This is a genomic window from Streptomyces sp. CWNU-52B (assembly GCF_047444975.1).
Lineage (GTDB): Bacteria > Actinomycetota > Actinomycetes > Streptomycetales > Streptomycetaceae > Streptomyces.
Map to the genome: position 1 here is coordinate 256,754 of NZ_JBLFJV010000047.1, position 26,123 is coordinate 282,876.

At 72.5% G+C, this 26,123-nt stretch carries 16 protein-coding genes, 1 tRNA gene and 1 riboswitch; of the genes, 9 read left to right on the forward strand and 8 right to left on the reverse strand.

What is annotated here, in order from left to right; translation table 11 throughout:
• Window positions 1-54: 54 nt before the first annotated feature.
• Window positions 55-570, reverse strand: a complete 516-nt coding sequence (locus ACLVWQ_RS32515; RefSeq protein WP_414112806.1) for a MarR family winged helix-turn-helix transcriptional regulator — start codon at window positions 568-570, stop codon at window positions 55-57.
• A 56-nt stretch (window positions 571-626) separates the two neighbouring features.
• On the opposite strand from ACLVWQ_RS32515, the gene ACLVWQ_RS32520 reads away from it, so the two are divergent.
• From ACLVWQ_RS32520 to ACLVWQ_RS32535, 4 genes are all read left to right on the forward strand, one after another.
• On the forward strand, window positions 627-1,823 hold the full coding sequence (locus tag ACLVWQ_RS32520) for a dihydrofolate reductase family protein (RefSeq protein WP_414112807.1): 1,197 nt from the start codon (window positions 627-629) through the stop codon (window positions 1,821-1,823).
• A gap of 139 nt (window positions 1,824-1,962) precedes the next feature.
• A tRNA-Met gene (locus ACLVWQ_RS32525) sits at window positions 1,963-2,036 on the forward strand.
• Between the two features lie 357 nt (window positions 2,037-2,393).
• Window positions 2,394-2,551, forward strand: a riboswitch (cyclic di-AMP (ydaO/yuaA leader).
• Window positions 2,552-2,562: 11 nt separating this feature from the next.
• The gene (locus ACLVWQ_RS32530) at window positions 2,563-3,612 is read left to right on the forward strand and encodes a M23 family metallopeptidase (protein ID WP_414112808.1); all 1,050 of its coding nucleotides are present in this window, start codon (window positions 2,563-2,565) and stop codon (window positions 3,610-3,612) included.
• Window positions 3,613-3,744: 132 nt separating this feature from the next.
• Window positions 3,745-4,695 (forward strand): aldo/keto reductase, encoded by a 951-nt coding sequence (locus tag ACLVWQ_RS32535; RefSeq protein WP_414112809.1) that lies wholly within the window; start codon window positions 3,745-3,747, stop codon window positions 4,693-4,695.
• On the opposite strand, the gene ACLVWQ_RS32540 is transcribed toward ACLVWQ_RS32535, so the two are convergent.
• The 4 genes from ACLVWQ_RS32540 to ACLVWQ_RS32555 form a co-directional block, all read right to left on the reverse strand.
• The gene (locus tag ACLVWQ_RS32540) at window positions 4,692-6,017 is read right to left on the reverse strand and encodes a PrsW family intramembrane metalloprotease (RefSeq protein WP_414112810.1); all 1,326 of its coding nucleotides are present in this window, start codon (window positions 6,015-6,017) and stop codon (window positions 4,692-4,694) included. The genes ACLVWQ_RS32535 and ACLVWQ_RS32540 overlap by 4 nt on opposite strands.
• Window positions 6,018-6,198: 181 nt before the next feature.
• Window positions 6,199-7,023, reverse strand: a complete 825-nt coding sequence (gene trmB / locus ACLVWQ_RS32545; RefSeq protein ID WP_414112811.1) for a tRNA (guanosine(46)-N7)-methyltransferase TrmB — start codon at window positions 7,021-7,023, stop codon at window positions 6,199-6,201.
• Between the two features lie 222 nt (window positions 7,024-7,245).
• The gene (gene lhgO, locus ACLVWQ_RS32550) at window positions 7,246-8,457 is read right to left on the reverse strand and encodes an L-2-hydroxyglutarate oxidase (protein WP_414112812.1); all 1,212 of its coding nucleotides are present in this window, start codon (window positions 8,455-8,457) and stop codon (window positions 7,246-7,248) included.
• Window positions 8,458-8,850: 393 nt separating this feature from the next.
• Complete coding sequence (locus tag ACLVWQ_RS32555) at window positions 8,851-10,275, reverse strand: MFS transporter (RefSeq protein ID WP_414112813.1); 1,425 nt, start codon at window positions 10,273-10,275, stop codon at window positions 8,851-8,853.
• A gap of 773 nt (window positions 10,276-11,048) precedes the next feature.
• Here ACLVWQ_RS32555 and ACLVWQ_RS32560 point away from each other — a divergent pair.
• Window positions 11,049-13,142: an asparagine synthase-related protein gene (locus tag ACLVWQ_RS32560; RefSeq protein ID WP_414112814.1), complete on the forward strand. Its 2,094-nt coding sequence runs from the start codon at window positions 11,049-11,051 to the stop codon at window positions 13,140-13,142.
• A gap of 388 nt (window positions 13,143-13,530) precedes the next feature.
• On the forward strand, window positions 13,531-16,917 hold the full coding sequence (locus tag ACLVWQ_RS32565) for a BTAD domain-containing putative transcriptional regulator (protein ID WP_414112815.1): 3,387 nt from the start codon (window positions 13,531-13,533) through the stop codon (window positions 16,915-16,917).
• A gap of 49 nt (window positions 16,918-16,966) precedes the next feature.
• On the opposite strand, the gene ACLVWQ_RS32570 is transcribed toward ACLVWQ_RS32565, so the two are convergent.
• Both ACLVWQ_RS32570 and ACLVWQ_RS32575 read right to left on the reverse strand, forming a co-directional pair.
• Window positions 16,967-18,901, reverse strand: coding sequence for a sigma-70 family RNA polymerase sigma factor (locus ACLVWQ_RS32570; protein WP_414112816.1), 1,935 nt, complete (start codon window positions 18,899-18,901; stop codon window positions 16,967-16,969).
• A gap of 327 nt (window positions 18,902-19,228) precedes the next feature.
• Window positions 19,229-20,056 carry a TetR/AcrR family transcriptional regulator gene (locus ACLVWQ_RS32575; protein ID WP_414112817.1) on the reverse strand — a complete coding sequence of 276 codons (828 nt, stop codon included), beginning with the start codon at window positions 20,054-20,056 and terminating at the stop codon, window positions 19,229-19,231.
• A 379-nt stretch (window positions 20,057-20,435) separates the two neighbouring features.
• Between ACLVWQ_RS32575 and ACLVWQ_RS32580 the strand changes: the two genes are divergently transcribed.
• Window positions 20,436-21,800, forward strand: a complete 1,365-nt coding sequence (locus ACLVWQ_RS32580; RefSeq protein ID WP_414112818.1) for an NAD(P)/FAD-dependent oxidoreductase — start codon at window positions 20,436-20,438, stop codon at window positions 21,798-21,800.
• Window positions 21,801-21,925: 125 nt separating this feature from the next.
• The gene (locus tag ACLVWQ_RS32585; protein WP_414112819.1) at window positions 21,926-23,584 is read left to right on the forward strand and encodes a SpoIIE family protein phosphatase; all 1,659 of its coding nucleotides are present in this window, start codon (window positions 21,926-21,928) and stop codon (window positions 23,582-23,584) included.
• 39 nt (window positions 23,585-23,623) lie between these two features.
• Here ACLVWQ_RS32585 and ACLVWQ_RS32590 read toward each other — a convergent pair whose 3' ends face one another.
• Window positions 23,624-24,898, reverse strand: coding sequence for an MFS transporter (locus ACLVWQ_RS32590; RefSeq protein WP_414112837.1), 1,275 nt, complete (start codon window positions 24,896-24,898; stop codon window positions 23,624-23,626).
• Window positions 24,899-25,045: 147 nt separating this feature from the next.
• Here ACLVWQ_RS32590 and ACLVWQ_RS32595 point away from each other — a divergent pair, with 147 nt between their 5' ends.
• Window positions 25,046-25,594: a MarR family winged helix-turn-helix transcriptional regulator gene (locus ACLVWQ_RS32595; RefSeq protein WP_414112820.1), complete on the forward strand. Its 549-nt coding sequence runs from the start codon at window positions 25,046-25,048 to the stop codon at window positions 25,592-25,594.
• The last annotated feature ends 529 nt before the right edge of the window (window positions 25,595-26,123 follow it).

Consider the following 26,123-nt stretch of genomic DNA (forward strand, 5'->3'; position numbering starts at 1 on the left):
CAGAGTCCAGACCCTAGCTCATGCTTTAAAGTTAAAGCAATGACTGCCCGTCGCCTACGGACACGCGCCCGACGAGCGGCGGCGCCACGGGACGTCGTCCGAGGCGGTTCGCGGGCCCCCGCCCTCCAGGCCCCGGGCGACACCCGCGCAGATCTCCTCCAGCTGCCCCACCTGTTCCGGGGTGAGGTGGTCGAAGAGGGCCGAGCGGACCGTCTCCACATGGCCGGGGGCCGTGCGCTCCAGCAGCGTCATCCCCTCGTCGGTCAGGACCGCGGTGCTGCCGCGCTTGTCGGTGGGGCATCCCTCGCGGCGTACCGCACCGTCCTTCTCCAGGCGCGACACCGCGTACGTCAGCCGACTGCGGGTGATCTTCGTCCGTTCGGCGAGGTCGGTCATGCGGAGGCGGCGGTCCGGCGCCTCGGAGAGGTTGGCCAGGATGGAGTAGTAGAGGTGCGGCAGGCCGGCCTCCTGCTGGAGCTGCCGGTCGAGCGCGTCCTCCAGGAGGTGGGAGGCGGCGATGTAGGCGCGCCAGGCGCGCTGCTCCTCGGCGGTGAGCCAGCGGGTCGTCATGCGTCCAGTGTAGGTTTGCTTCAAACTTGAACCAAGGCCCGAGAGAAAGAGCGCTCATGTCCCGGCCCTACGTCCTGCTGTCCGCCGCCGTCTCCCTCGACGGCTACCTGGACGACACCGGCCCCGAACGGCTGCTGCTCTCCGGCCCCGCCGACTTCGACCGGGTCGACGAGGTACGGGCCGGGTCCGACGCCATCCTGGTCGGCGCCGGCACCCTGCGTGCCGACAACCCCCGGCTCCTCGTCAACTCGGTCGAACGGCGCGCCGCCCGCGTCGCCGCGGGCCGGCCGGAGTACCCGCTGAAGGTCACCGTCAGCGGGACCGGCGACCTGGACCCCGGCGCCAACTTCTGGTCCACCGGCGGTGAGAAGGTCGTCTATACGACCGACGAGGGCGCCGAGGCCGCCCGCGACGCCCTGAGCGGGCTGATCGGACCGGTCGGATCGGGCGCGCCGGTTGGAGCGGGCGGATCGGGTGGAGCGGGCGTCGATGTCGTCTCCGTGGGGGGCCGGCTCGACTGGCGCGCCGTGCTCACCCACCTGCACGACGTACGAGGCGTGCGGCGGCTCATGGTCGAAGGCGGCGGCCGGGTCCACACCCAGCTCCTCCAGCAGGGCCTCGCCGACGAGTTGCAGCTCGCTCTCGCCCCGCTCGTGGTGGGGCAGCTGGACGCGCCGCGGCTGTTCCAGCCCGGGGAGTACCCCGGCGGCCCCCGCGGCCGGATGCGGCTGATCGAGACGCGGCCCGTGGGGGACGTGGTGCTCATGCGGTACGTGCCCACCGCGCCCGGCACCGGCCCCGTCCCCTCCGCCGCCGACCACCGGTGGCTGGAGCTCGCCTGCGAACTGGCCGCCGAGTGCCCGCCCTCACGGACCGCCTTCAGCGTCGGCGCGGTCGTCGTCGCGGCCGACGGTACGGAGCTGGCCCGCGGGTACTCCAGGGAGTCCGACCCCGTCTCGCACGCCGAGGAGGCCGCGCTCGCCAAGATCGAGCCGGGCGACCCCCGCCTCCCGGCCGCCACGGTCTACAGCAGCCTGGAGCCCTGCGCCCGCCGCGCCTCCCGGCCCGCTCCCTGCGCCCTGCTGATCCTCGACGCGGGTGTGCGCCGGGTCGTCACCGCGTGGCGCGAGCCCGACACGTTCGTGGCGGGGGCGGACGGGAACGGGCTGCTGGCCGCGGCCGGCGCCGACGTCCTCGTGCTCCCGGAGTACGAGGACGTGGCCAAGGCGCCCAACCGGCAGCACCTCGGCTGACCCGGCTCGCGGCGGCTCGCTGCGGTTCGCCCGGTGGCTCGCGGTGGCTCGGGAGAGGGCTGCCGCGAGAGGGTTGAGAGGCGGCCCCGGCAACCCGTGTGCTTCGGGTCCCGCAGATGGCGTACAGTGGTCTTAACGACGCGGGGTGGAGCAGCTCGGTAGCTCGCTGGGCTCATAACCCAGAGGTCGCAGGTTCAAATCCTGTCCCCGCTACTCAAGGCCTGAGGCCGGAATCCGATGGGATTCCGGCCTCAGGTGTTTTCCCGACCCGTGACCGCGCCGTTCCCGGCGCGGTCGCCCGTCCCCGCCGATCGTCCCGGCGCCCGCGGTCGTCCCGGCCTATATCACCAGCCGTAGTCGAGTGACCCCCCTGCGCATCACAACTGACACACCGTCAGGAAATCTGAAACCTGTGAATGCCGATCAACTCGCCCGGTTTACCCCGCTGATGACCTGTAAGTCCAGGCCAGGAGCCTTAACGATCATCCGGAACAGCTTGGAATCCGGTGCCCGGGTCTATTAACGTTCGATAACGCAGCGCGGTGTCCCAGCCGTCACAAGAGACGGCTCCGTGCGCACGCGCCGAATCCCGCAAGGGAACCGGGGAACCACCTACATGGGGTGAATCGCAGGTCTTTCGTGGTGGAGCACACCGCGATCGGCACGCGTAGGAGACCTTCCTGCTCCGAACCCGTCAGCTAACCCGGTAGGCGAGAAGGAAGGAAAGGAGCGCGCCCACGTGGCGTTCAACCGGTCTGCACCCACCCCCTCGTTCGTACCTGACGAGGTGACGGGTGAGTCCTCGGACGAGAAGAAGCCCGACACCTTCGGCTACGGCGTCCGTAAGGACGAGGAGCCCTGGGAACCCTGGAACCCCACAGCGGACTCCGTTGTTCCCATCCGCGGCCGGCACCGCGTCTCCAAGCAGCGTGGCGGAGGACTCGCCCGTAGCTCGACCGTTCTCGGCGTCGGTGTCATAGCCGCCGTCGGCGCGGGCGGCATGGCCAGCGCGCAGACCGGCAAGCCCCCGGTGTCGATCTCGATCCCCGACCTGCCGAACGTCGGCTCGCTGATCTCGGACGACAAGGCTCCCGAGGGTTCCAGCACGCCGCTCACCAGCGCCGGCCTCACCACCGCCGACGCCGAAGAGGGCAGCGAGGACGCCGGAGAGGCCCTGCGCGCCCGCATCATGCTCCAGGCCGAGCTCCAGCAGGACCAGGTGGACCGCGAGGCGCAGCAGGCCGCGGAGACCGCCGCCGCGAAGAAGGCCGCGGAGGCCGCCGCCAAGGAGCAGGACGCGGCGAAGGCCAAGGCCGCCGCCGCGAAGAAGGAGAAGGAAGAAGCGGCCGAGGCGAAGGCCGAGGCCGCGCGCCTCGCCGAACTCGCCAAGCAGTTCACGCTGCCCACCTCCTCGTACACGATCACCTCCACCTTCGGGCAGTCCGGCTCGCTGTGGTCCTCCGGTCAGCACACGGGTCTGGACTTCGCCGCTCCCACGGGTACCCCGATCAAGGCCATCCATAGCGGCACGATCACCGAGGCCGGCTGGAGCGGGTCGTACGGCTACCGCACGATCCTCACGCTCGACGACGGTACGGAACTCTGGTTCGCCCACCAGTCGTCGATCGGCGTCAGTGTCGGGCAGAAGGTCAGCACGGGCGACGTCATCGGCCGCGTGGGCGCGACCGGCAACGTCACCGGGGCGCACCTCCACCTGGAGGTCCACACCGGCGGCGGCACCGGCATCGACCCGATGGCCTGGCTGCGCGGCAAGGGCCTCAACCCGTAGACAGCCCGCACCGGTTCGTCACCGCTCCGGTTCGTCACCGCTCCCGGCTGGGAGCGGTCATACGTGTGGAACGGTGCGTACGTGGTGCGTACGTGTGGAATACGGCCGTCCGTCGCGGCCGTTGACGCATCCATGACTTCTCTTCGCAAGCTGGGTGCGTCCGATCTCGAGGTCTTCCCGCTCGCCCTCGGCGGCAACGTCTTCGGCTGGACCGCCGACGCGGCCCAGTCCTTCGCCGTGCTCGACGCCTACACGGCCGCCGGCGGGAACTTCGTGGACACCGCCGACACGTACTCGTCCTGGGCGCCCGGCAACGACGGCGGAGTGTCCGAGACGGTCATCGGCGACTGGCTGACGGCGCGCGGCAACCGCGCCGACGTGCTCGTCGCGACCAAGGTCGGCTCCCACCCGCGGTACCAGGGTCTGTCCGCGGTGAACATCAAGGCCGCCGTCGACGCGTCGCTGCGCAGGCTGCAGACGGACTACATCGACCTCTACTACACCCACCGCGACGACCCCTCCGTACCGGTCGAGGAGATCCTCGGAACCCTGGACGAGCTGGTGCGTTCCGGCAAGGTGCGGGCGATCGCCGCGTCCAACATCTCCGCGGAGCGGCTCCAGGAGTCTCTTGACGTCTCCGACCGCGAGGGTCTCGCGCGGTACGTGGCGCTCCAGCCGCACTACAGCCTGGTCTCCCGCGACACCTACGAGGGCCCGTTGCAGGACATCGCCTCGCGGGGCGGCCTGGCCGCCGTGCCCTACTACGGGCTCGCCGCGGGCTTCCTCACCGGCAAGTACCGGGTCGGTGCCGAGGTCGACAGTCCCCGGGCAGGGTCCGCGGCCAGGCACCTGGAGTCCGAGCGCGGGCGGCGGGTGCTGGCCGCGCTCGACGAGGTCGCCCAGGAGCACGGGGCCGAGGTCGCCACCGTCGCCCTGGCGTGGCTCGCGTCCCGCCCCACGGTCGCCGTGCCGCTCGCCAGCGCCCGTACGGTGGAGCAGCTGCCGGCGCTGCTGGAGGTGGCGTCGCTCTCGCTCACGGACGCGGACCTCGCGAAGCTGACCTCGGCTTCCCGGGCCTCCTAGGAGCGGTACGGGTTGTACGTGGGGTACTGCGGTACCGCGTGCCCGTACGGGTGGCCGTGGTGGTGCTCGTACGGGTAGCCGTGTCCCGGCCAAGGGGGCGGGGGCGGGGCCGTCGCCCTCGCCGCGTACTCCAGGGCCGGGCGGGCCGGCTCCCGGCGGGCCCACAGCTGTTCGAGCAGCTCCCGCTCCCGTACGGCGAAGTCGGCGCCCGCCCTGCCGTGGCGGCCCCTGTGGCGCAGGAACGCCAGCGTCGTCGCGTACGCCTCGTACTCCGCCACCGCGCGGCCCAGCTCGGGGCCGCCGTGTTCCGTGGCGTACTCGCGGGCCAGCCGCCGTGCCTTCATCGAGCCGAGGACGAACGGCTCGGGTCCGGTGAGCCAGCCGGCCATCGCGTACGACGGCAGTTCGGTGCGGATCGTGCGCAGTTCGCGCTGGCGGGTCCACACGGCCAGCCAGGTGAGCAGCCCGAACGACGGGACCATGAAGGCCGCGTAGACCGCGAAGAAGCCGTACTCGCCGAAGGCCGACGCCCCGTTCCACATCGCGTGCATGCCCATCGCGAGCAGCAGCCCGGTGATCGGCAGGAGCACGCGGCGCACCTGCGCGCGGTCCGCGGAGAGCGCGGCGATGCCGAAGCCGATGCCGGTCAGCACGGTGAACAGCGGGTGCGCGAACGGCGACATGATCACGCGTACGAAGAAGGTGGCGGCCGTGACGGAGAAGATGCCGGTGTCGCCGGTGAGCTGGTCGGTGCCGAACGCCGTGCCCAGGTACAGGATGTTCTCGGTGAACGCGAAGCCCGTCGCCGTGACGCCCGCTATCACCACGCCGTCGACGATCCCGGTGAAGTCCCGTCTGCGGAACAGGAAGACGAGCAGGACCGCGGCGGCCTTCGCCGACTCCTCGACGATCGGCGCTATCACGGTCGCGCCGAGCGTGTCCGCGTGCGACGGGTCCGCGGTGGCCGTCGCTATCCACCGCGTCGCGAAACTGTTCGCGACGATGGCTATCAGCGCGGCCGCGCACGCGCCCCACGCGAAGGCGAACAGCAGGTTTCTCCACGGACCCGGATCGACCCGGTCCAGCCAGCGGAACGCGGCGACGAGCAGCGGGACGGGCAGTACGGCGAGGCCCAGGCCCACCAGGAAGCCCTCCGTGCCGGTCTGTTTGCGGACCAGGGCCAGGATGACCAGGCCGGACAGGGTGAGCAGGGTGGACAGCGCCGCGTAGCGCACCCACTTGCGCTGCCACCAGTGAGCGCGCCGACGGGTGCCCCCGGCGGAGGTGCCGGGGGGTGTCGGGGGTGGGGGGCTGGTGGCCATGACAAAAACCCTAACGACGGAGGGGCATGGCCCGCGAGAGCGCGCCGTCAGGGGCGGGGGCTGTTGGCGACATCCGGCTCCTCCCCCGTCGGCTGGGTGCGGCGCTTGTGCGCTGTGGCGGGGAGCCCCGTGCTGGTGCGGTCGGCTGCGGTCGGCTTCGATCTGCCGAGAGCAGCTGCGATCAGCTTCCTGTGCTGTTCGCACCATGCGGTACGCGGCGGAACAGGAGATCGTTCACCACGTGGCCCTTCTCCAGGCCCTGGCCCTCGAAACGGGTCAGCGGGCGGAAGTCGGGGCGCGGCGCGTAGCCGCCGTCGGGCCGGGTGTTCGCGAAGTCCGGGTGCGCGGTGAGCACGTCGAGCATGACCTCGGCGTACGGCTCCCAGTCCGTCGCGCAGTGCAGCAGCGCGCCGGGGCGCAGGCGGGACGCGGCGAGGGTGAGGAAATCCGGCTGGATCAGGCGCCGTTTGTGGTGGCGCTTCTTGGGCCAGGGGTCCGGGAAGTAGACGCGCAGGCCGGCGAGGGAGTCCGGGGCGAGCATCTCGCGGAGCAGGATGATCGCGTCGCCGTTGCCGACACGGACGTTGGACAGGCCGGCGCGGTCCGTGAGGTTGAGGAGGTTGCCCTGCCCCGGGGTGTGGACGTCCACGGCGAGGATTCCGGTGCCCGGGTCCTCGGCGGCCATCCGCGCGGTCGCCTCGCCCATGCCGAAGCCGATCTCCAGGACGACCGGGAGGTCGGCGGCGAACAGCTCGGCCAGGTCGAGAATCCGTCGGCCGTCGATGTCCAGGCCCCACTTGGGCCACAGGCGTTGCAGCGCGTCCGCCTGGCCCTGGGTGACGCGGCTTCGGCGGGGCTGGAAGCTGCGGATCTGTCGGTCGAAGTGCGAGCCGGCCGGGTCGGCCTGAGGGCCGTCGGGGAAGCGGGGTTCGCTCTTGGGACGGGGGGTGCGGGGCGCGTCCAGCGGCGGGACGTCGGGATCGGGGGTGCGGGGTGAGTCAGACACAGTAGGTCGATTTTACGGCGTGGGGTGTGGGGTGGCCGGCCGGCCGGTGTTGTGGGTCGGGGCCGTGCCGGTACGCCGAGTCCGCCGCAGCCGGGCGTACTGCCCTCCGCCACCGAGGTGGGGGCGGTGGGGAAAAGCTACGCGGCGAACCGCGGCGTACCGGCACGGCCCCTTCCGTCCGTGGGCGGCCGCCGCGACGTCGTCTCCGCCCGGTCGGGTGTTCTAGGCGTCCGCCAGGGCGGTGAGGGCCCGGGTGGCCACCTCTCGGCCGATGGGGAGGGATGCCGTGGCCGCGGGGGAGGGTGCGTTCAGTACGTGGACCGTACGAGGGCCCTCCTGGATCAGGAAGTCGTCCACCAGGGTGCCGTCGCGGAGGACCGCCTGGGCGCGGACGCCCGCGGACGCCGGGATCAGGTCGTCCGGGGTCACCGCTGGGAGCAGGCGGCGGACCGCGTGGGTGAAGGCGGTCTTGGAGAGCGAGCGGCGCAGTTCTCCGCCGCCGTAGCGCCAGTGGCGCCGGGCTATGCGCCAGGAACCGGGCCAGGCGAGGGTCGAGCGCAGTTCGCCGGGGTGGACGGTCCGCCAGTCGTAGCCCTCGCGGGCCAGGGCCGGAACCGCGTTGGGGCCGATGTGGACGCTGCCGTCGATGCCGCGGGTGAGGTGGACGCCGAGGAAGGGGAACGCGGGGTCCGGGACGGGATAGACGAGGCCGCGGACCAGGTCGGGGCGGGCGAGGGTGTAGTACTCGCCGCGGAAGGGGACGATCCGCATCTGCGGTTCGTCGCCGGTGAGGCGGGCGATCTCGTCGCAGTGGAGGCCCGCGCAGTTCACCAGCACGCGGGCGCGGACGATCGTGCCGTCGTCCGTGCGGACAGCCACGCCGAGGTCGGGGCGGCGGTCGATGTACGTGGCCTTCGTGCCGTAGCGGATCCGGGCCCCGGAGGCGCTCGCGAGCTGTCGGGCCACGCCGGTGAAGTCGCACACCCCGGTGGTGGCCACGTGGATCGCGGCGAGGCCGCGCACCTCGGGTTCGTACTCCTCTATCTGGCTGGCGCCGAGCTCGCGGACCGCGATGCCGTTCTCCCGGCCGCGCTGTACGAGTGCGTGCAGGCGGGGGAGCTCGTCCCGCTCGGTGGCGACGATCAGCTTGCCGGTCACCGCGTGCGCGATGTCGTACTCCGCGCAGAACTTGACCATCTCGGCGGCGCCGCGTGCCGCGAACCGCGCCTTCAGGGAGCCGGGGCGGTAGTAGATCCCGCTGTGGATGACGCCGCTGTTGCGCCCCGTCTGGTGCCGGGCCGGTCCTGGCTCCTTCTCCAGCACCGTCACGCTCGTGCCCGGTGCGGCACGCGTGATGGCGTACGCCGTCGACAGGCCGACGATCCCGCCGCCGATCACGAGCACGTCACAGTCGTAAGCGATCTCCCGCACCATCCGTCCGTCCACCTCCCGCCCCCGACACCTGCCTGCCTTCGACGCTTTGCGTCCCACGCCCACTCCGATAGTGCACTGCACCACTGACAACGCCCTCAAACCACAAAAACAGGCCGACAGAGATCGATGTGGAGAGCGGTGGGGGCCGACAAGGACCGGTGAGGGGTGGTTAGGGACGGCGGAGGGTGGACATGGCCTCCGCCGTACTCGTTCCCGCCGGGTGGGACGGTGTCGGTCGCGTCTTCCGGCTGTGGCTTGTGCCGGGTGATCGTCGGGGGTGGGGCGGCCGGGGTCTTTTCAGGGGCGCGGGGAACTGTGCGACCAGCCACAGCGCACCCGCAGGTCCGGAGACCAACCCCAGCCACCCCAGCCGCCCGAGCCGGGGCGGCAGCCCTACGCCGGCGCCATGAGCAACGGCCTCGCCCGCTCCCGCAACTCCACCACCTGCGGCTCGTCCCCGTACGGCTCCAGCCGGTGAAGGAGGTCCTTCACGTACTCCGTGGTGCGCGCCGACGAGATGCGCCCGGCCACCTCCACCGCCCGCACCCCCTGCTCGCACGCCGCGTCCAGGTTGCCCGACTCCAGCTCGGCGACCGCCGACACCACCAGGCGCAGCCCGTGGGAGCGTACGAACTCCTCCGTGGGCTTCGACAGGGCGTGCTCGGTGAAGCGGCGGACCTGGCGCGGAGCCTTCAGGTCGCGGTAGCACTCCGCCGCGTCCGCCGCGAAACGGTCGTACGAGTAGAAGCCGAGCCAGGACGGGTCCTGGTCGCCGTCGCGGGCGCGCTCCAGCCAGCCCTCGGCCGCCTTCAGGGCGCCGGCGGCCGCGTGGGCGTCACTCGCGCGCGCGTGGGCCCGTGCCTCGACCAGGCGGAAGAAGCTCATCGTGCGGGCCGTGGCCAGCCCCCTGTTGCGTTCGAGGGCGGCCTGCGCGAGGTCGACGCCCTCGTCGCCGAAGCCGCGGTAGGTCGCCTGGAGGGACATGGAGGCCAGTACGTAGCCTCCCAGGGGCACGTCCGCCGCCGCGCGGGCCAGGCGCAGCGCCTGGATGTAGTAGCGCTGTGCGGCCTCCTGCTGGCCCGTGTCGAAGGCCATCCAGCCGGCGAGGCGGGTGAGTTCGGCGCTCGCTCCGAAGAGGGCGCGGCCCACCTCGTCCGAGTACGAGCCCAGGAGCAGCGGTGCCGCCTCCACCCGTAAGCACTCGGGCACCATGGAAGAACGCCAGTCGCCGCCTCCGTACTTGGAGTCCCAGCGCCTGGCGTCCTCGGCGGCCTCCCGCAGTTTCAGCACGTCGCTGTGGCCGACTTTCAGTGGTGCTCCGGAACCCCCCAGCGGGCTGGCGTCCCGGGCCACCGAGCTGTCGGCCGGGGTTATCAGCCACCGTGAGGCGGGCGTTGCGTACGCACTCACTGCGAACGATCCGGCGAGCGACTGCCAGATGCCGCCGGAGCCGGCCCGGCGCCCCGCGAGGTCGAGCCGGTACAGATCCGTCGCCGACCGCACGGCCTGTCCTACGTCGCGGGGGAAGGCGAGGCCCACCTCCGGTGCGGGATCCGCGTCCGCCAGGCCGATCTCGTGGAGCGGGACCGGGCGGCCGAGTTTCTGGCCGATGGCGGCGGCGATGAGATGGGGCGCGGCACCCTGCGGCACCATGCCTTTCGACACCCAGCGCGCCACCGACGTCTTGTCGTAGCGAAGAGTCAGCCCGCGTTGAGCGCCAAGATCGTTGACGCGACGGGCGAGTCCCGCGTTGCTGATTCCCGCGAGGGCGAGAACGGTGCCGAGTTTTTCGTTCGGCCCGCGTTGCTCCCTGGACATGGCCACCCCTCGACACAGACGGCTGCCGCGCGGGTGTGACCACGCGGCATTCGTGCTGCGTCTTCCCGGGTGCCGGTCCCTGGAACCCCACCCGCACAAGCACGTGGCCGAGCCCTCAGGAATATGCCTCCCGCGAAAACACAGGCAAACACAGGGTAGTTCGCCGCATCCCAAGCGTTAAGGGGCATTGTTCCGGATGGCGGGATTGTGGTCCGCGGGTATGCACGGAGCGTCGCGCCGTGCTCCCGGTGTGTGGCAGTGCGCCCGTCCGTGCGCTCTTCTCCGGCCACCCGGGGAGCGCTTCCATGGATGGTGCGTGGGTCGGCCCGCTGTACTGGATCCAGTGGGCTGGGGGACACCGCCGCCTACATCCCCGCGGGCGGCGGACCGGTCCGGGAGGCGGTGTCCGCCTCCCGGACTGTGCGTTGCGCACAGCCTGTACGGAGCGTGTGCAGAGCTGTCTGTCCATCCCCGATTTGGCTGAATTTCGCCCCCTCCCCTTCACGGTAAATATCGCTTCTACCACGGCACTTGAGGGCGCGTTGGGTGTTTTTTGGGAGTGAACCGGGGGCGCATTCAGGTCGTAGACGAGGAGTCAATTCCCCGCGATCGCCTTTCCCCGTGCGTGAGTTCACCGCCGAGGGGGCATCTCCCCAGGGGCGCACTCGGGGGAGCACAAGCGGCCCCACCGGCTCTCCGGCACGCTCGCTTCGTGGCAGCATGGTGACCGGTTCGTGCGGTGCACTGGTTGTCCACAGCCTGTGGAGGCGGCGATGCGGTGGTTGGTGGGATGGAGCAGCGTCGCCGCTCGTGCGCCCGAGTTCGGTTCGGTGGGCGCTACCGGCAGCGACGGAGAGACGGTACATCCGGTCGGGTCCCAGCTCCTGTGGGGCGACCCCGATCCGCTCTGGGCGGTCGGTGACTGGCGGCCCGACGAGGTGCGTGTCGTCAAGGCCGACGAGCAGAACCGCATCGCGGTGCTCGGCACGTGCGGCGCCTCCGACGAGGAACTGCGCGTGGGCCTGTTCGCCGCGCGCGGCGGGGCACTTCGGCATCTGACGGCCTGGTCGGGCAGTTACACGGCCGTCGTCCAGGTGGGCCGCCGGGTGATGGTCTGCGGAGATCTCGCGGGCGTGCGGCCGGTGTTCCACACCCCGTGGGCGAGCGGCACGGCCTACGCGACCGCCGCCCTGCCGCTCGCCGACCTCATCGAGGCCAACCTCGACTTCGGACACCTCGCGGCCCTGCTCGCCGCCCCCGACGTGCCGGCCGCCCTCCAGGACTCGACCCCGTACGAAGGCGTGCGGCGCATTCCGCCGGGGCACGCGCTGATCCTGCGCGCCGGAGCACGGGAGGTCGCGGGGTACGAGGCGGTGGCCTCCCTCGCCGTCGCGGCCCCCATCGCCGACGCCGACAGCGCGGTGGACGGCGTCCGGGACGCCCTGGTGGAGGCCGTACGCGCCCGGCTCACCGCCCCCAGACACGTACCCGGAGCCGACATAGACCCCGGGCCGGTCCCCGGGATGGGGCCCGCGGAGCGGCGCGCCGCGCGCGGCATGCCCGTGCCCGGCATCGGAGCCGACCTCTCCGGAGGACCCGCTTCCGGCACGCTCGCCCTCCTCGCCGCCGGTCTGCCCGGCGCCCCCGGCACCGTCCTGGGCCACGGCACGGGCGCCGGTGAGCGGCTCCTCGCGGTCACCTTCAACGACCTGGCGGTCAAAGGCCGCGAGGCCGAGCTGGAGCGGGCCGGGACACTCGCCGCCAACCCGCGGCTGCACCACGTGGTGGTGACCGGGGGCGAGGACGTCCTGCCCTACGCCGAACTGGAGGGCCCGCTGACCGACGAGCCGAGCCCCACCCTGGTGACGGCCGTCCGCCATCGCGCGCGCCTGGCCGCGGGCAGCGCGGACCACTTCACGGGATACGGCGCCCGGCAGGTCCTGGACGCCCACCCGGCCCGCCTCGCGGACCTGCTCATGGACCGCAAACGACGTCACCTGGTGCGTCCCGTCGCGGCCCTGACGAAGGCCGACGGCTCGGTCCTGGTCCCCGCGCGCGTGTACGGCGCCGCGCGCAAGCTGTCCCGCACGCCGTACCTGGCCGGCATCGAGGACCTGGCCGACCGGCTGCTGCACAAGCGGTTCGAGGAGCCGGGAGGTGCCGTGGGGGCGTCGCTCGCCGCGCTCACCTGGGCCAGACCGGGCCCCGCCGCGCGCTGGCTGACCGGTGAGGCCCTCGCTGAAGTATCGGTTCGCCTGACGGGTGCGACGAGCCGCGCGAGCATCGGGCCGGGGCAGCGGCCGGGCGATTTCCGCGCCCGCTCCGCACTGACGCGGCACGCTGCCGACCTCCGCATCCTGGAGCAGGCCGCGGAGGTCCGCTTCCAGCGGCTGCACGCCCCCTTCCTCGACAACCAGGTCGTACGCGCCACACGTGCCCTCCCCGAGGCGCTGCGGGTCCAGCCCGGGGCGCGGGCCGCGATCCTCCGTACGGTGCTGGAGGGCGCCGGGGTGGCCGACCTGCCGCCCGGCTGGGGCGCCCCCTCCCACGCGTCCTCGGCCGCCGCCGCCCGCACGGGGCTGCGGGTCGCCGTCGGCGAACTGGTGGCCCTCTTCGACACGCCGCTCCTCGCCCAGGCGGGCCTGGTCGAGGCCCGCGTCGTCCGCAAGGCCCTCCGGGCGGCGGCCGACGGGGAGCCGCTCCCCCTGGAGGGCCTGGCGGACCTGGTTTCCCTGGAACTCTGGCTCCGCCGCCTCCTGGAACGCCGCGGCACATGCTGGACGGGCACACCCGCCCGCCAACGGGCTGTCCCGGCAGGGATCAGACCACAGAGAGGCGCACTGGACACGGGCGCACGCCGGGGATAACACCGACTCCCCCACATCAGACGCCCCTGAAAACCAGAACGCAGCCCCGCCTTCAAGGGGCGCGGGGAACGGCGCGCTCGGCCACACCGGACCCGCACCCGCGGGACGGCTGGGGGAGGCGTGGGCGCAGCCCCGCCCCCAGGGGCGCGGGGAACTGCGCGCTCAGCCACACCCGACCCGCACTCGCGGGACGGCCGGGGGCGTGGGCGCAGCCCCGCCTTCAAAGGGGCGCGGGGAACGGCGCGCCCAGCCACACCCGACCCGCACCCGACAGACGGCCCGGGAGGCGCGGGCGGAGCCCCGCCTTCAAGGGGGCGCGGGGAACTGCGCGACCAGCACCTACCACCCACCCCCGCCGCACGGCCGACACACCGGCGACAATGACCCCGTGCGGTACAAAATTCTGGGTGCCACCCAGGCGACGGACGCCGAGGGCAACAACCTCCCCCTACCCGGCCCCCGCCTCCGCGCCCTGCTCACGGCCCTGGCCATGAGAACACCCCGCCCCACCCCCACACAAACCCTCATCGACGAAGTCTGGCCGGCCACCGACGCCCCGCCGAACGACGCCCCCGCCGCCCTCCAGGCCCTCATAGGCCGCCTGCGAAGAGCCCTCGGCAAGGACGCCGTCACCTCGGAGCCGGGCGGCTACCGCCTCGCCGCCACCCCCGAGGACGTGGACCTGTTCGTCTTCGAGCGCCTGGTCCGCGAGGGCAGGGCCCGCCTCGACGACGACCCGGCCGCCGCCGCCCGAACCCTCCGCAAGGCCCTGTCCCTGTGGCGGGGCCCCGCCCTGGCCGACCTCCCCGACCGCGCCACGGCCACGGCCCGCCCGGAGTCCCTCCACCGGGAGGCGACACGCGCGTGTGTGGAGGCGGATCTGCGCAACGGCCACGCCCACGACGCCGTACCGGAGCTGACGGAGCTCACCGGGGCCCACCCGTACGACGAATCCCTGCACGCCCTCCTCGTCCGGGCCCTGCGGGACACGGGCCGCCGGGCGGACGCGCTGACGGCGTACGAGACGGCCCGCCGGGCCCTCGCTGACGGCCTGGGCACCGACCCGGGTCCGGAACTGCGCGCCCTGCACCTGGAACTGCTGACCCCACAGAGCCAGCACCCGACCACCGTCACGGCCACCACCGTCACAGCCGCCACCGTCTCAGCCACCACCGGCCCCGTCGGCAACATCCGCCCCCGTCTCGACTCCTTCGTGGGCCGGGAACCCGAACTCGACGCGATCCGTTCCGATCTGCGAGCAGCCCGCCTCGTCACCCTCACCGGACCGGGCGGCTCCGGAAAGACCCGTCTCGCCGAGGAGGCCGCCTCCGGGCACCCGCAGGCATGGCTGGCCGAGCTCGCCCCGCTCGACCGGCCGGAGGCGGTGCCGGGAGCGGTCGTCAGCGCCCTCGGTCTGCGGGAGGCCGCGCTGGTGGCCCACGACATGGCCGGGCAGCAGGACGACCCGGTCGCCCGACTCGTCGAGCACTGCGCCCCGCGCAGCCAGCTCCTGATCCTCGACAACTGCGAACACGTCGTCGGCGCCGCCGCCGAACTGGCCGAGACACTCCTGACCCACTGCCCGGGACTCACGATCCTCGCCACCAGCCGGGAACCCCTGGGCGTCCCCGGTGAGTCCGTGCGCCCGGTCGAACCCCTCCCGCCCGGCCCGGCGCACCGCCTCTTCAGGGAGCGTGCGGCGGCGGCCGGCCCCGACGGCGGCGTCACCGACGACCCCACCGCCGTCGAGGAGATCTGCCGCCGTCTCGACGGCCTCCCGCTGGCCATCGAACTGGCCGCCGCCCGCCTGCGGATGCTCACCCCGCGCCAGATCGCCGACCGGCTCGACGACCGCTTCCGCCTCCTCACGTCCGGCAGCCGCACGGTGCTGCCCCGGCAGCAGACCCTGCACGCAGTCGTCGACTGGTCCTGGGACCTGCTCGACGCGTCCGAGCGGACCGCCCTTCGGGAAGTCTCCGTCTTCGCGGGCGGCTGGGACCTGGAGGCCGCGGAGGCCGTGTGCAGCGGACCCGTGGCCGAGATCGTCGGCGCGCTCGTCGACAAGTCCCTGGTCGTCGCGGCGCCCGGCCTGCCAGGCGTCGGCGGCATGCGCTACCGCATGCTGGAGACGATCCACGAGTACGCCACGGAGCGCGCCGCCGAGACCCCCGAACTGCGCGCCGGGGCCGAGCGCCGGCACCGCGCGTGGGCCCGCGCGCTGGTCGAGACCGCGGACCCGTTCCTGCGGTCCGCCGACCAGCTCCGGTGGATCCACCGCCTGGAGACCGACACGGACAACATCCGTGCGGCCCTCCACCGCAGCGTCCTCGCCGCCGACGAGCCGGAGGCCGGCGCGCTGGTCCTCGCCATGGGCTGGTTCTGGTGGCTGAGCAACTTCCGCCGGGAGGGCGCGACCTGGGCCGACCGGGTGCTGCGCCTGGGAGCGGTGCTCGACGCGCGCGCGTCCGCGGACGCGCCGCCCTCCGCCGTCACCGGAGCCCACCTCGACGCCGTCGATCACGTCGAGGTCTTCCTCGCCGATCCCGAGGGCGCCGAGCACCGCCCCCTCCTGCACAGCCTCCGGACGAAACTGCGGGTGCTGCATCTCTTCCTGGAGGCGGAACTGGGCCGGATCCCGCTGGAGGACGAGCGGACCGCGGAGTACGTCACGCGGCTGCGGGACACCATGGCGCGCGGCGGCCCGGACGCGGCGAGCTTCCCCGGCATCCTCTGGCCCCTGATCGCGTTCCTGATCGGCAACACCGAACACGGGCGCGACGCCGTGGAAGCCTCGCTCGCCAACTGCCGTGTGTACGGCGGCGACTGGGAGATCGGCGCCACCCTGCTGTTCTGCGTGCACGTGGCCGTCGACATGCCCGGCGGCATGGGGTACGTCGACGAGTACATCGCGGAGCTGCGGACCGTCGCCCGGCGCACCGGCGACCGCTGGATGCGCGCCCAGGCGTGCGGCTCCGGCGGCGAGGCCGCCATGGCACGCGGCCGGTTCGAGGAGGCGAAGGAGGAGTACGAGGAGGCGTTGCGGCTCGCCCAGGAGATGGGGGCGTACGTCGAGGCGCCGTTCCTCATCGCGCGCCTCGGTGAGATCGCCTACCGCCTGGGAGACCGGGCGGGGGCGCTCCGGGCCCTGGACGAGGCGATGGCCGAGGCCGACCGGCAGACGGTGCCGGACTCACGGGCGTTCGTCCTCATCATGCGGTCGCAGATGGCCCTCGGCGACCGGGACTTCACCCGCGCGCGCGAGTTGTGCGAGGCGGCCCGCGTGGAGACCTTCCGGGGCACACCGCCGCCCCAGTTCATGGCCGCGCTGAACGGCATCGACGGGTTCCTCACAGCGGTCGAGTCGGGCCCGGGGCCGGGGCTGGACCGGCTGGCCGACACCCTGCGCGAGGCCGTGGCGGGGCGCTGCGCGGAGGTGGTCCTGGCCGCACTGGCCGAGGCGGCGGCGCTGGTCCTGTCGGACATCGGGGAGCACGCGCGCGTGGTGCGCGTGCTCACGGTGGCCTCCCGCTGGCGGGCGGGCCACCCGCGCCCGCTGCCCGAGCGCACGGAACTCGAACGCGCCGAGGCCACGGCCCTGACCGGCCTCGGCCGGCACGCCTACGCCACCGAACGCGCCACCGGCGGCACCCTGACGTCGGACGACGTCCTGCGGGAACTGACCGAGGCATCCGCCACCGCCACAGCCACCGCATCCGCGACCGGGATTGCCGACGCCACCGCCACCGCCACCGCCGAGGACACCGCGCGGCCCTGAACGCCTCGTCCGCCCCGTCCGCGCCGCCGCCCCGGGATCACGTCACCCGTCACTCACACCGGAATCGCGAGTCCGCCCAGTCCGCCAGCGACGCCCTGTCGAAGCCGGAGTGCGGTTCGACGACCAGGCGGATCGTCTTCCTGCCCGTCAGGTCGACATGGACCGGTACCGCCGCCTCGCCGCCCCGCACCAGCCCCGACTGCCACAGCCGCGCCCCGTCCGCGAACACCGAGAACCGCACCTGGCCGAACCCCATCGTCAGGTCGTCCACGCCGACCGTCGCGTCGTACGCGGAACACGTGCGGTTGAGATCGATGGTGACCGAGGACGCGCCGTGCACGGTGACACCGTTCGCGTACTGCTTGTCGGCGATCGACACGCCGTACCGCTGCCAGACCCAGCTGCTCTCGCCGAGCCGCATCTCGGGCTCGGTGCCGTCCCCGGTGATGCCGTACTCCAGCTCGTTCCACTGGAAGACCGCGGGGGCCGGTGGCGGCGGAGGGGGCGGGGGAGTGGGCTTGGGGGTCGGCTCGGGCGTGGGGGTCGGAGTGGGCTTCGGCGGCGGTGTCGGTGTGGGCTCGGGAGTGCGCGTCGGCTTCGGCGTCGCCTTCGGGGTCGGCGTCGGCTTCGGCGGCGGCACGACCACGGGATCCGGCGCGGCCTTCGGCGGTTCAGGGGTCGGCTTCGGCGCCGGCACGCTCGGTTCGACGACCGGATCGGGCAGCCGGGGCTCGGCCCTGTCCTTCTTCGCCGGGGTGTCGTTGCCCGCGAGCGCGAGCACCACCGTGGCGACGGCCACCGCGACGACACCCGCCACGATGCCGGCCTTCACGGGCGCCCCGAGCCCCTCCGCCGCGGCCCCGCCACCGGCCCCCGCGCCCCCTGAGCCGCCGCCCGCCGCCGACGCGGCGCCCGCGGCCCCGGCCGCCCCCACACCGGTCCCGCCGGCGATGAGCACGGTCGCCTTCGCGTACCCGGCGGCGCCGAACCAGCCGATGACCGCGATGGGCACGACCGCGGGGATCCCGCTCGCGACCTCTTTGATCTGACCGGCGGCGAGCCGGCACTTGACGCACTCCTCCAGGTGCTTGCGCAGCCCGCGCTCGGCGCGGGTGCGCAGCCCGCCACGCGCGTAGGCGCCGAGCCGGTCGGCGTAGCGCGCGCACTCCTCGTCCATGGTGAGCGTGGCGCTCACATGCGCCTGCAGATAGGCCTGCTTGAGGCCTTCACGGGCCCGGCTCGCCAGCACGCGCGTGCCGTTGGCGTCCAGCCCGAACAGCGTGGCGACCTCGCTGGGCGACTCGTCCTCGACCTCGGTGTGCCACAGCACGGCCTGCCAGCGCTCCGGCAGCGACCTGAACGCCTGCATGGCCATCGACTGCTCGGCCTCGTGCATGGCCCGTACGTCCGCGCCCAGCTCGTGGCCCGCCTCGTAGGCACCGAGGGGCACGGTGTCGTCCGACAGCTCGGAGCCGCGCGTGGCCTGCGCGGCGAACACGGCGAAGTCGTCGACCAGGTGCTCCCGCCGCGCCGACCTGGTCCAGCCCGCCGCGACCCGTCGTACGGTCGTCAGCAGATAGGCGCGTACGGAGTGCTCGGGGCCGCTGCCGCCGCGGACGGCCTGGAGCGTGCGGGCGAAGACCTCGGCCGTGAGGTCGTCCGCCGTGTGGGCGTCCCGGCAGCAGGTGCGCGCGTACCGGCGGACGGCGTCCGCGTGCCGCCGGAACAGCTGCTCGTAGGCCGTGTCGTCGCCCGAGCGCATCCACTCGATCAACTCGGCGTCGGAGGGCGGCCGTTCGACCGGAGGAGGCAGTACTCCCTCGTCGTGCCGGTCATCACGTCGCCCAAGTCGCTCGCGCTGGGGCGGAACGCCGGCCGCGGCGTCCTTCCGGGGTCCGCCCTGGCTCGGCACCTGCTGGGACGGCAGATCGCCGGTCTCCGAGTGCCCGTCGTCGAGTGACTCGTCCCGACCGTCAACGCTCATCGCGGAAAGCCCCCACCTGCACACTCGGACCCGAACACCGGGACAGAGTGCCACACGGATCCGCTGCTGTTACCCGGAGGTACGGAGTAACCACTCGTCCGTGGGGATCAGCCGAACCGGAGCACTAACCTTCACTCGAACGGGGAAGAATGAACCGCCATTCGGCGTACGGGAGTTGACGAAGGTCCCGGCGCCCCGACAGGGGCACGAGGATCCTCGCCTCGCACCTGACTCGGCCCGCTCCCGTCGTGCCCGCCGTTCCGGTCGCTCGTCGTTCCCGCCGGGTGCCTCCGACGCCTGGCCGGAGGCACCCGGCGGGGCGACTGCTCACACGGGACGGGACCGCAGCCCCTCCAGCAGAATGTCCAGCAGCCGCGCCGAGGCCGCCGCCTGCTGGGCCGCGTCCGGCAGCGAAGGCGCCGCCGTCGCGATCACCAGCAGTACGTCCGACACCGTCACGTCCCGGCGCAGCTCGCCCGCCGCGCGCGCCCGCTCCACGAGCCGGCCCACGACCTCCAGCAGCTGGGCCGCCCCGGCGTCGTCCTCGTCCGTCTCCCCGGGAGCGGCCGACCGCTGCTCCACGAGCCGCAGTTCGGGCCCGGCGGGCTGGGACCGCTGCTGCGGCACCCGCGCCTCGTCGAGGACCGAGGCCGAGGCCCCGGCCGAGGTTGCGTTCGAGGTCGAGCCGGGCGTCCCGTCGAGGACCGAGCCCTCGTCGGCGACACCCACGCGCAGTACCTGTGGTGGCAGTAAACGCCCCGCGCCCGAGGCCACCGACGTCCGCAGGAAGCGCGACAGCGCCGACCACGGCTCGTCCTCCTGACCGAGCGCCGAGCGTGCCTGGTCGGTCAGCCGGGAGGTCTCCTCCTCGGCGATGCGCCGGACCAGGACGTCCTTGCTCGGGAAGCGCCGGTACACCGTGCCGACGCCGACCCGCGCGCGCCGCGCCACGTCCTCCATGGGAGCGCCGTACCCCAGCTCACCGAAGACCTCGCGTGCCGCGCGCAGTACGTGCTCCAGATTGCGCTGTGCGTCCACTCGCAGTGGCGTGGTGCGCGATACGTCTGCCGCGCGTCCGTTCCCCGCCGCCGCACCGGTCGCGCCGCCCGTCGCGAGGGCGGACGCGGATGTCCAACGAGTGTCCTGAATATGCATATGTGTTCCCCCGGTAATGACGTCTCCCCCCGGAGACTCTCCCCGCCATCGACAGTCCGGAGTCAGTGGAACAGCCTTCGCCGTAGGACCCCGCCTTACGGACCCGTCGAGCGCATCCCCCTACACCCCGATGACACACGAACATAGTTGAGTGGGGGTCAATTCAGAAGAGGGAGGTTCCGCACGGAGCGCCCCCCGATCGGAGTACGGGCCGGTTACGTCCTGGTTGCGCCCCCTAATGCCACCCCGCTCACACCAGCTGACCTGCGATCCTTCCCCGCGCTCCGGGGAATCGGCCGCGACAGGCCGTCTCAGGCGGCCGGTCACACAAATTGACGGGCCTGTGGACAAACGCCGGTAGCCGGTGCGTCATGGGTGAGTGAAGGAACGTGCGCGCATTCTCGTTGTCGGCGGCGGCTACGTCGGGATGTACACCGCCCTGCGTCTCCAGCGGAAGCTCAAACAGGAGCTCAGGCGGGGCGAGGTGGAGATCGTCGTGGTCACACCGGACCCGTACATGACCTATCAACCGTTCCTGCCGGAGGCCGCCGCGGGCTCCATCTCGCCGCGCCACGTCGTCGTGCCCCTGCGCCGCGTCCTGGACCGGTGCAGCGTCGTCATCGGCGAGGCCAGAACCATCAACCACGCCAAGCGCACCGCGGAGATCGCCACCCTCGCCACCGAGGAGGAGGGCACCGGGCCCGACCAGCTCAGCTACGACGAACTCGTCCTGGCCCCCGGCTCCGTCTCGCGCACCCTTCCCGTCCCCGGTCTCGCCGAGCACGCCGTCGGCTTCAAGACCGTGGAAGAGGCCATCGGCCTGCGCAACCACGTCATCGAACAGATGGACATCGCCTCCTCCACCCGCGACCCCGCGATCCGCGACGCCGCCCTGACCTTCGTCTTCGTGGGCGGCGGCTACGCCGGAGTGGAGGCGCTGGGCGAGCTGGAGGACATGGCCCGCTACGCCTCCCGCTACTACCACAACGTCACGCCCGACGACATGAAGTGGATCCTCGTCGAGGCCTCGAACCGCATCCTCCCCGAGGTCGGCGAGGAGATGGGCAAGTACACCGTCACCCAGCTGCGCCGCCGCAACATCGACGTGCGCCTGGAGACCCGCCTCGACTCGTGCACCGACCGCGTCGCCGTCCTCAGCGACGGGGCCCGCTTCCCGACCCGTACGGTCGTGTGGACCGCGGGGGTGAAGCCCCACCCGGTCCTCGCGGCCACCGACCTGCCGCTGAACGAACGCGGCCGGCTGAAGTGCACGCCCCAGCTCACCGTGGACGGTGTCCCGCACGCGTGGGCCGCGGGCGACGCCGCCGCCGTACCCGACGTGACCGCGCCGGAGCCCGGCAAGGAGACCGCCCCGAACGCCCAGCACGCCCTACGCCAGGCCAAGGTCCTCGGCGACAACATCGCCCACTCCCTGCGCGGCGAGCCGCTGGAGACGTACTCCCACGCGTATGTCGGCTCGGTCGCCTCCCTGGGGCTGCACAAAGGTGTCGCGCACGTCTACGGACGCAAGCTGAGGGGCTACCCTGCCTGGTTCATGCACCGCGTCTACCACCTGAGCCGGGTGCCCACCTTCAACCGCAAGGCCCGTGTGCTCGCCGAATGGACCCTGTCGGGCCTCTTCAAGAGAGAGATCGTCTCGCTCGGTTCGCTCGAACACCCCCGTGCGGAGTTCGAACTCGCGGCCGGTGGAAAACCTCCCCGGGACCCGAAGGGGTCGTCCTGACCGGAACCAGGAACTCCGCCCGGGTGGCCGGCGTCTGACGGACGACGGTCCGGTCGGACACACTGGTCCTTGACCATGGGCGGGCCCGACCGCTCGCCCTTCGATCCCACGAGGCCTGTCCCACAGTGAACTTCACGCGCTGGAGCGCCCTGCTCCCCGGAACGCAGCGCCGCGCCGCCGCGCGAGCCGACGGACCGCGGACGGCGCTCCCCCCGGAGGGCTCCGTGCCCGCGGCACGCGCCGAACAGCCGTCCACCGAGGACACCTCGGTCGCACTCGCGCCCGCCGTGGACGAGCTGCCCGTCCGCGAGGTCCTGGACCGCATCCCGGCCCTCGTCGCCCTCGTCCACGGCCCGGAGCACCGCCTCGCGTACGTGAACGACGCCTATGTGGCGGCCTTCGGCGCCAGACCGTCCGGCGAGCCCGCGCGCGAGGCGCTGCCGGAGCTCGCCGAGGTCGGCCTGCTGCCGCTCCTCGACCAGGTCCTGCGCAGCTCCAAGCCCCGCACGGTCAAGTCCCGCAAGGTCCCCGGCGGCCGCTCGTACACGTTCACGTGCACACCGGTCGACGTCTCGGCCACCCCCGAAGGGGGCGGCGTACTGATCTTCGCCGCGGACGTCACCGACCACGCCGAGGCCGCCGAGCGGCTGCGGGCCAGCGAGCGCCAGCACCGCGAGACCGCCGTCACCCTCCAGCGCTCCCTGCTGCCCCAGGAGCTGGAGGAGCCGGACGACCTGCGCGTCGCCGCGACCTACCACCCCGGCGGCACGGAGGCCGCGGTCGGCGGCGACTGGTACGACGTGATCACCCTCGGCGGCGGCCGCACCGCCCTCGTCATCGGCGACGTCATGGGCCGCGGGGTCCGCGCGGCGGCCGTCATGGGCCAGCTCCGCACGGCCGTCCGCGCGTACGCCCGCCTGGACCTGCCCCCGCACGAGATCCTCCAGCTCCTCGACGGCCTCGCCATGGAGATCGACGCCAACCAGATCGCCACCTGCGTGTACGCGATCCACGACCCGAACGAGGGACGGCTGGTGTACGCCTCCGCCGGCCACCTCCCGATCCTCGTCCGCGACGAGAAGGGCACCGTCCTGCGCGCCGACGAGCCCACCGGGCCCCCGCTCGGCACGGGCGGCTGGATCCACGCCTCCGGCTCGGTGCCCCTGGGCCCCGGCTCCACCGCCGTGCTCTACACCGACGGCCTGGTCGAGCGCAGGGACGCGGACCTCGACGAGGGAATCGCCTCCCTGGAGGCCGCCCTCGCCGGCGCCACCGGCACCCCTCAGGTGGTCTGCGACCGGCTGGTCCGCTCGGCGGGCGTGACGGCCGACCACGACGACGACGTGGCCGTCCTGGTCCTCCAGCACCCGGCGCGTACGGGGCCCGACAGCGACCTCTTCCGCAACGCCGCCCTGGAACTGCTCGGCGGGGTGGAGGCGGCCCCACGCGCGCGTGCCTTCGCCTCCGGCGTCCTCACCAGCTGGCGCTTCCCGTCCGACCTGCACGACCACGGAGTCCTCGCGGCCAGCGAACTGGTCGCCAACTCCCTCCAGCACGGCGTCCCGCCGATGCGGCTGCGGCTGCGCCGCACCGACCGCCGGCTGATCGTCGAGGTCACCGACGGCGACGACCACCTGCCGCGCCGCCGCCGCGCCGAACCGGCCGACGAGTCCGGGCGCGGCATCGCGATCATCGCCACCATCGCCTCGAACTGGGGATCGCGCCGCACCCCGGGCGGCGGCAAGGCGGTGTGGTGCGAGTTCGCACTGCCTCGCACCACCTGACCCCGGACCCCGGGCCTCGGGCCTCGGGCCTCGGAAGGGTCAGACCGCCGTCCGCACCGCGTCCGCCGGAGTCTCGCCGCCCCGCACCACGACCCGGCTCTTCGCCAGCGAGGGCTGGTTCTGCACGGGAGTGAGCTGCCGCCCCAACCGCACCGCCAGCACCGTGATGCCCAGCGAGAACAGCAGGAACGTCACGATGTACGGAGCGTGCAGCGAGGCACCCATCGGGCCGCCCACCGCGGGGCCGACCGCCAGGGCGAGCTGCTTCACCAGCGCGAAGGCCGAGTTGTACTGCCCGGCCAGGCCGCTCGGCGCCAGATCCGCGACCAGCGGCGCCACGGTCGGCGACAGCATCGCCTCCCCGAGCCCGAACAGCGCGTACGTCGACACGAACGCGGCCGTCGCCATGGTCTGGCTGCCGTGCCCGAGCCCCGCGTACCCGGCGACGACCCAGGCGAGGGCCCAGATCAGCCCGACCGCGGCGATCACCCGGGACCGCTTGCGCCGCTCGACGAACCGCAGCACGGCGAACTGCGCGACGACGATCATCGCCGTGTTCGCGGCGAGAGCCGTGCCGAGCGCGGAGGTGGAGATGCCGGCGGCCTCGACGCCGTAGGCGCTCAGCCCCGACTCGAACTGCCCGTAGCAGGCGAAGAACAGCACGAAGCCCAGCACGCACAGCTGCACCATGGCCCGGTTGCCGAGCAACTGCCTCCAACTGCTCCCGGCCTGCCCCGGCGCACCCTCGACCTTGGACGCCCGCGGCATCCGTACGGTCGCCATGACCACCACGAGCAGCAGGAACATCGCCGCCTCGATCGCGAAGAGCAGCGTGAACGAGCCGGCGCGCGAGGTGTCGACGAGATGACCGCCGATGAGCCCGCCGACCCCGAGCCCGAGGTTCTGCAGGAAGAACTGGGTGGCGAAGTCGCGCGAGCGGGTCTCGGCGGTCGAGCAGTCGACGATCATCGTCGCCAGCGCGGGCTGCATCACGGCCTGCCCGGCACCGAGCGCGGCCGCGGACATCAGCACGGTGGCCGAGCCGTCCGCCAGCCCCAGACTCAGCGATCCGACGGCGGCGGTGCCCAGGGCGACGAGCAGCACGGGCAGCGGGCCCCGCCGGACGATGGCCCGCCCGGCGAACGGCAGCACGACGAGCGCGGCCACGGCGAAGACGGCGAGCACGAGCCCCGCCGTCATGGCACCGAGATCCCGTACCTGCGCCACGTAGACGTACAGATACGGGACGGTGAAGCCGAGCCCGAACGCGCTGAGTGCGTTGCCCACATGGATCCGGCGCATCTGCGCGCCCATCGCCCTGGTCACTTTCACCTGCCTTGATCGAGAAGTCTTACGCCCGCCTCAGAAGTTAGAGGTGAAGACTTCGAAGCTAAAGTTCGAGGCTAAACAGTACATCTCGAAGGACTTCAACGCCAAGCGACCGCGTGCCATACTGCGGCCATGGGTGACACCCCCGCCGTGAACGAGCCGACGCTGGACGAGCAGATCGCCGCCTACCAGCGCGAGTTCCGGGATCTCGACCCCCAGGTCGAGAAGATCGTCTCGGCGCTGGGCCGCCTCAACCGCCGGATGAACGTGGCGTACGGCCGCCAGACCGCCACCCTCGGCATCAGCAACGCCGAGTGGGAGGTCCTCAAGGCGCTCGTCCTGTCGGGAGAGCCCTACCGCCTGGGCCCGAGCGAACTGGCGAAGCGGCTCGGGCTCACGCCGGCGGCCATGACCCACCGGATCGACCGGATGGTGGGGGAGGCCCTCGTCACCCGGGAGCGCGACGAGTCGAACCGGGTCCGCGTGATCGTCGAGCTCACGGACCAGGGCCGCGAGAAGTGGCTGGAGGCCATGCGCCTGGCCACCGTCTTCGAGGAGGACCTGCTCCAGGACCTCTCACAGGACGAGCGCGGTGTCCTCGGAGAGGTGCTGACCCGGCTGCTGCGCCGCGTGGAGCATGCCCAGCCGGACGCCGGCGGACGGCTCACCGACCTTGACTGAGGCCCGAGTTGGCCCTCGGCGGTGACAGGGAGAGACTGCCGGTGAGGGGTTTGCCGGACGGTCGCCCTGGGGAGACTTGACACTCCCCTCGCAGATCCGTAAGGTTCTTCGAGTTGCCACGGGGCCGTAACGGTTCTGCGACAGCACCTCCGCCGCGGATGCGGCACACCAAACCACCAGCTCGATCTCCCAACGGGATTCAATTCGGCGTGTCCGAATTCAATTCGATTTGGGCCCGGCGGCTCCGATTAGGACCTGCCGGAAGGATCCGCTAAAGTTTTGGACGTCGGAACGGCCCAACAGCCGCAAGGACAAACCCGGTTGACTGGGAGTCAGGCCCGAAAGGATCTGATAGAGTCGACATCGCCGGAAAGGGAAACGTGAAAGCGAAAACCTGGAAAGCACCGAGGAAATCGGATCGGAAAACGGTCTGATAGAGTCGGAAACGTAGGATAGCAAGACAAGCACAACACAGTAGAACAGCAGGACCGAAGGGAAGCGCCCGGAGGAAAGCCCGAGAGGGTGAGTA

What these genes read in the sequence shown, in the direction of transcription:
- ACLVWQ_RS32515 (WP_414112806.1), bottom strand. Translation starts at nt 570, where the DNA reads ATGACGACCCGCTGGCTCACCGCCGAGGAGCAGCGCGCCTGGCGCGCC.
- ACLVWQ_RS32520 (WP_414112807.1), top strand. Translation starts at nt 627, where the DNA reads ATGTCCCGGCCCTACGTCCTGCTGTCCGCCGCCGTCTCCCTCGACGGC.
- ACLVWQ_RS32535 (WP_414112809.1), top strand. Translation starts at nt 3,745, where the DNA reads ATGACTTCTCTTCGCAAGCTGGGTGCGTCCGATCTCGAGGTCTTCCCG.
- ACLVWQ_RS32540 (WP_414112810.1), bottom strand. Translation starts at nt 6,017, where the DNA reads ATGGCCACCAGCCCCCCACCCCCGACACCCCCCGGCACCTCCGCCGGG.
- lhgO (WP_414112812.1), bottom strand. Translation starts at nt 8,457, where the DNA reads ATGGTGCGGGAGATCGCTTACGACTGTGACGTGCTCGTGATCGGCGGC.
- ACLVWQ_RS32555 (WP_414112813.1), bottom strand. Translation starts at nt 10,275, where the DNA reads ATGTCCAGGGAGCAACGCGGGCCGAACGAAAAACTCGGCACCGTTCTC.
- ACLVWQ_RS32560 (WP_414112814.1), top strand. Translation starts at nt 11,049, where the DNA reads ATGCGGTGGTTGGTGGGATGGAGCAGCGTCGCCGCTCGTGCGCCCGAG.
- ACLVWQ_RS32570 (WP_414112816.1), bottom strand. Translation starts at nt 18,901, where the DNA reads ATGAGCGTTGACGGTCGGGACGAGTCACTCGACGACGGGCACTCGGAG.
- ACLVWQ_RS32575 (WP_414112817.1), bottom strand. Translation starts at nt 20,056, where the DNA reads ATGCATATTCAGGACACTCGTTGGACATCCGCGTCCGCCCTCGCGACG.
- ACLVWQ_RS32590 (WP_414112837.1), bottom strand. Translation starts at nt 24,898, where the DNA reads ATGGGCGCGCAGATGCGCCGGATCCATGTGGGCAACGCACTCAGCGCG.
- ACLVWQ_RS32595 (WP_414112820.1), top strand. Translation starts at nt 25,046, where the DNA reads ATGGGTGACACCCCCGCCGTGAACGAGCCGACGCTGGACGAGCAGATC.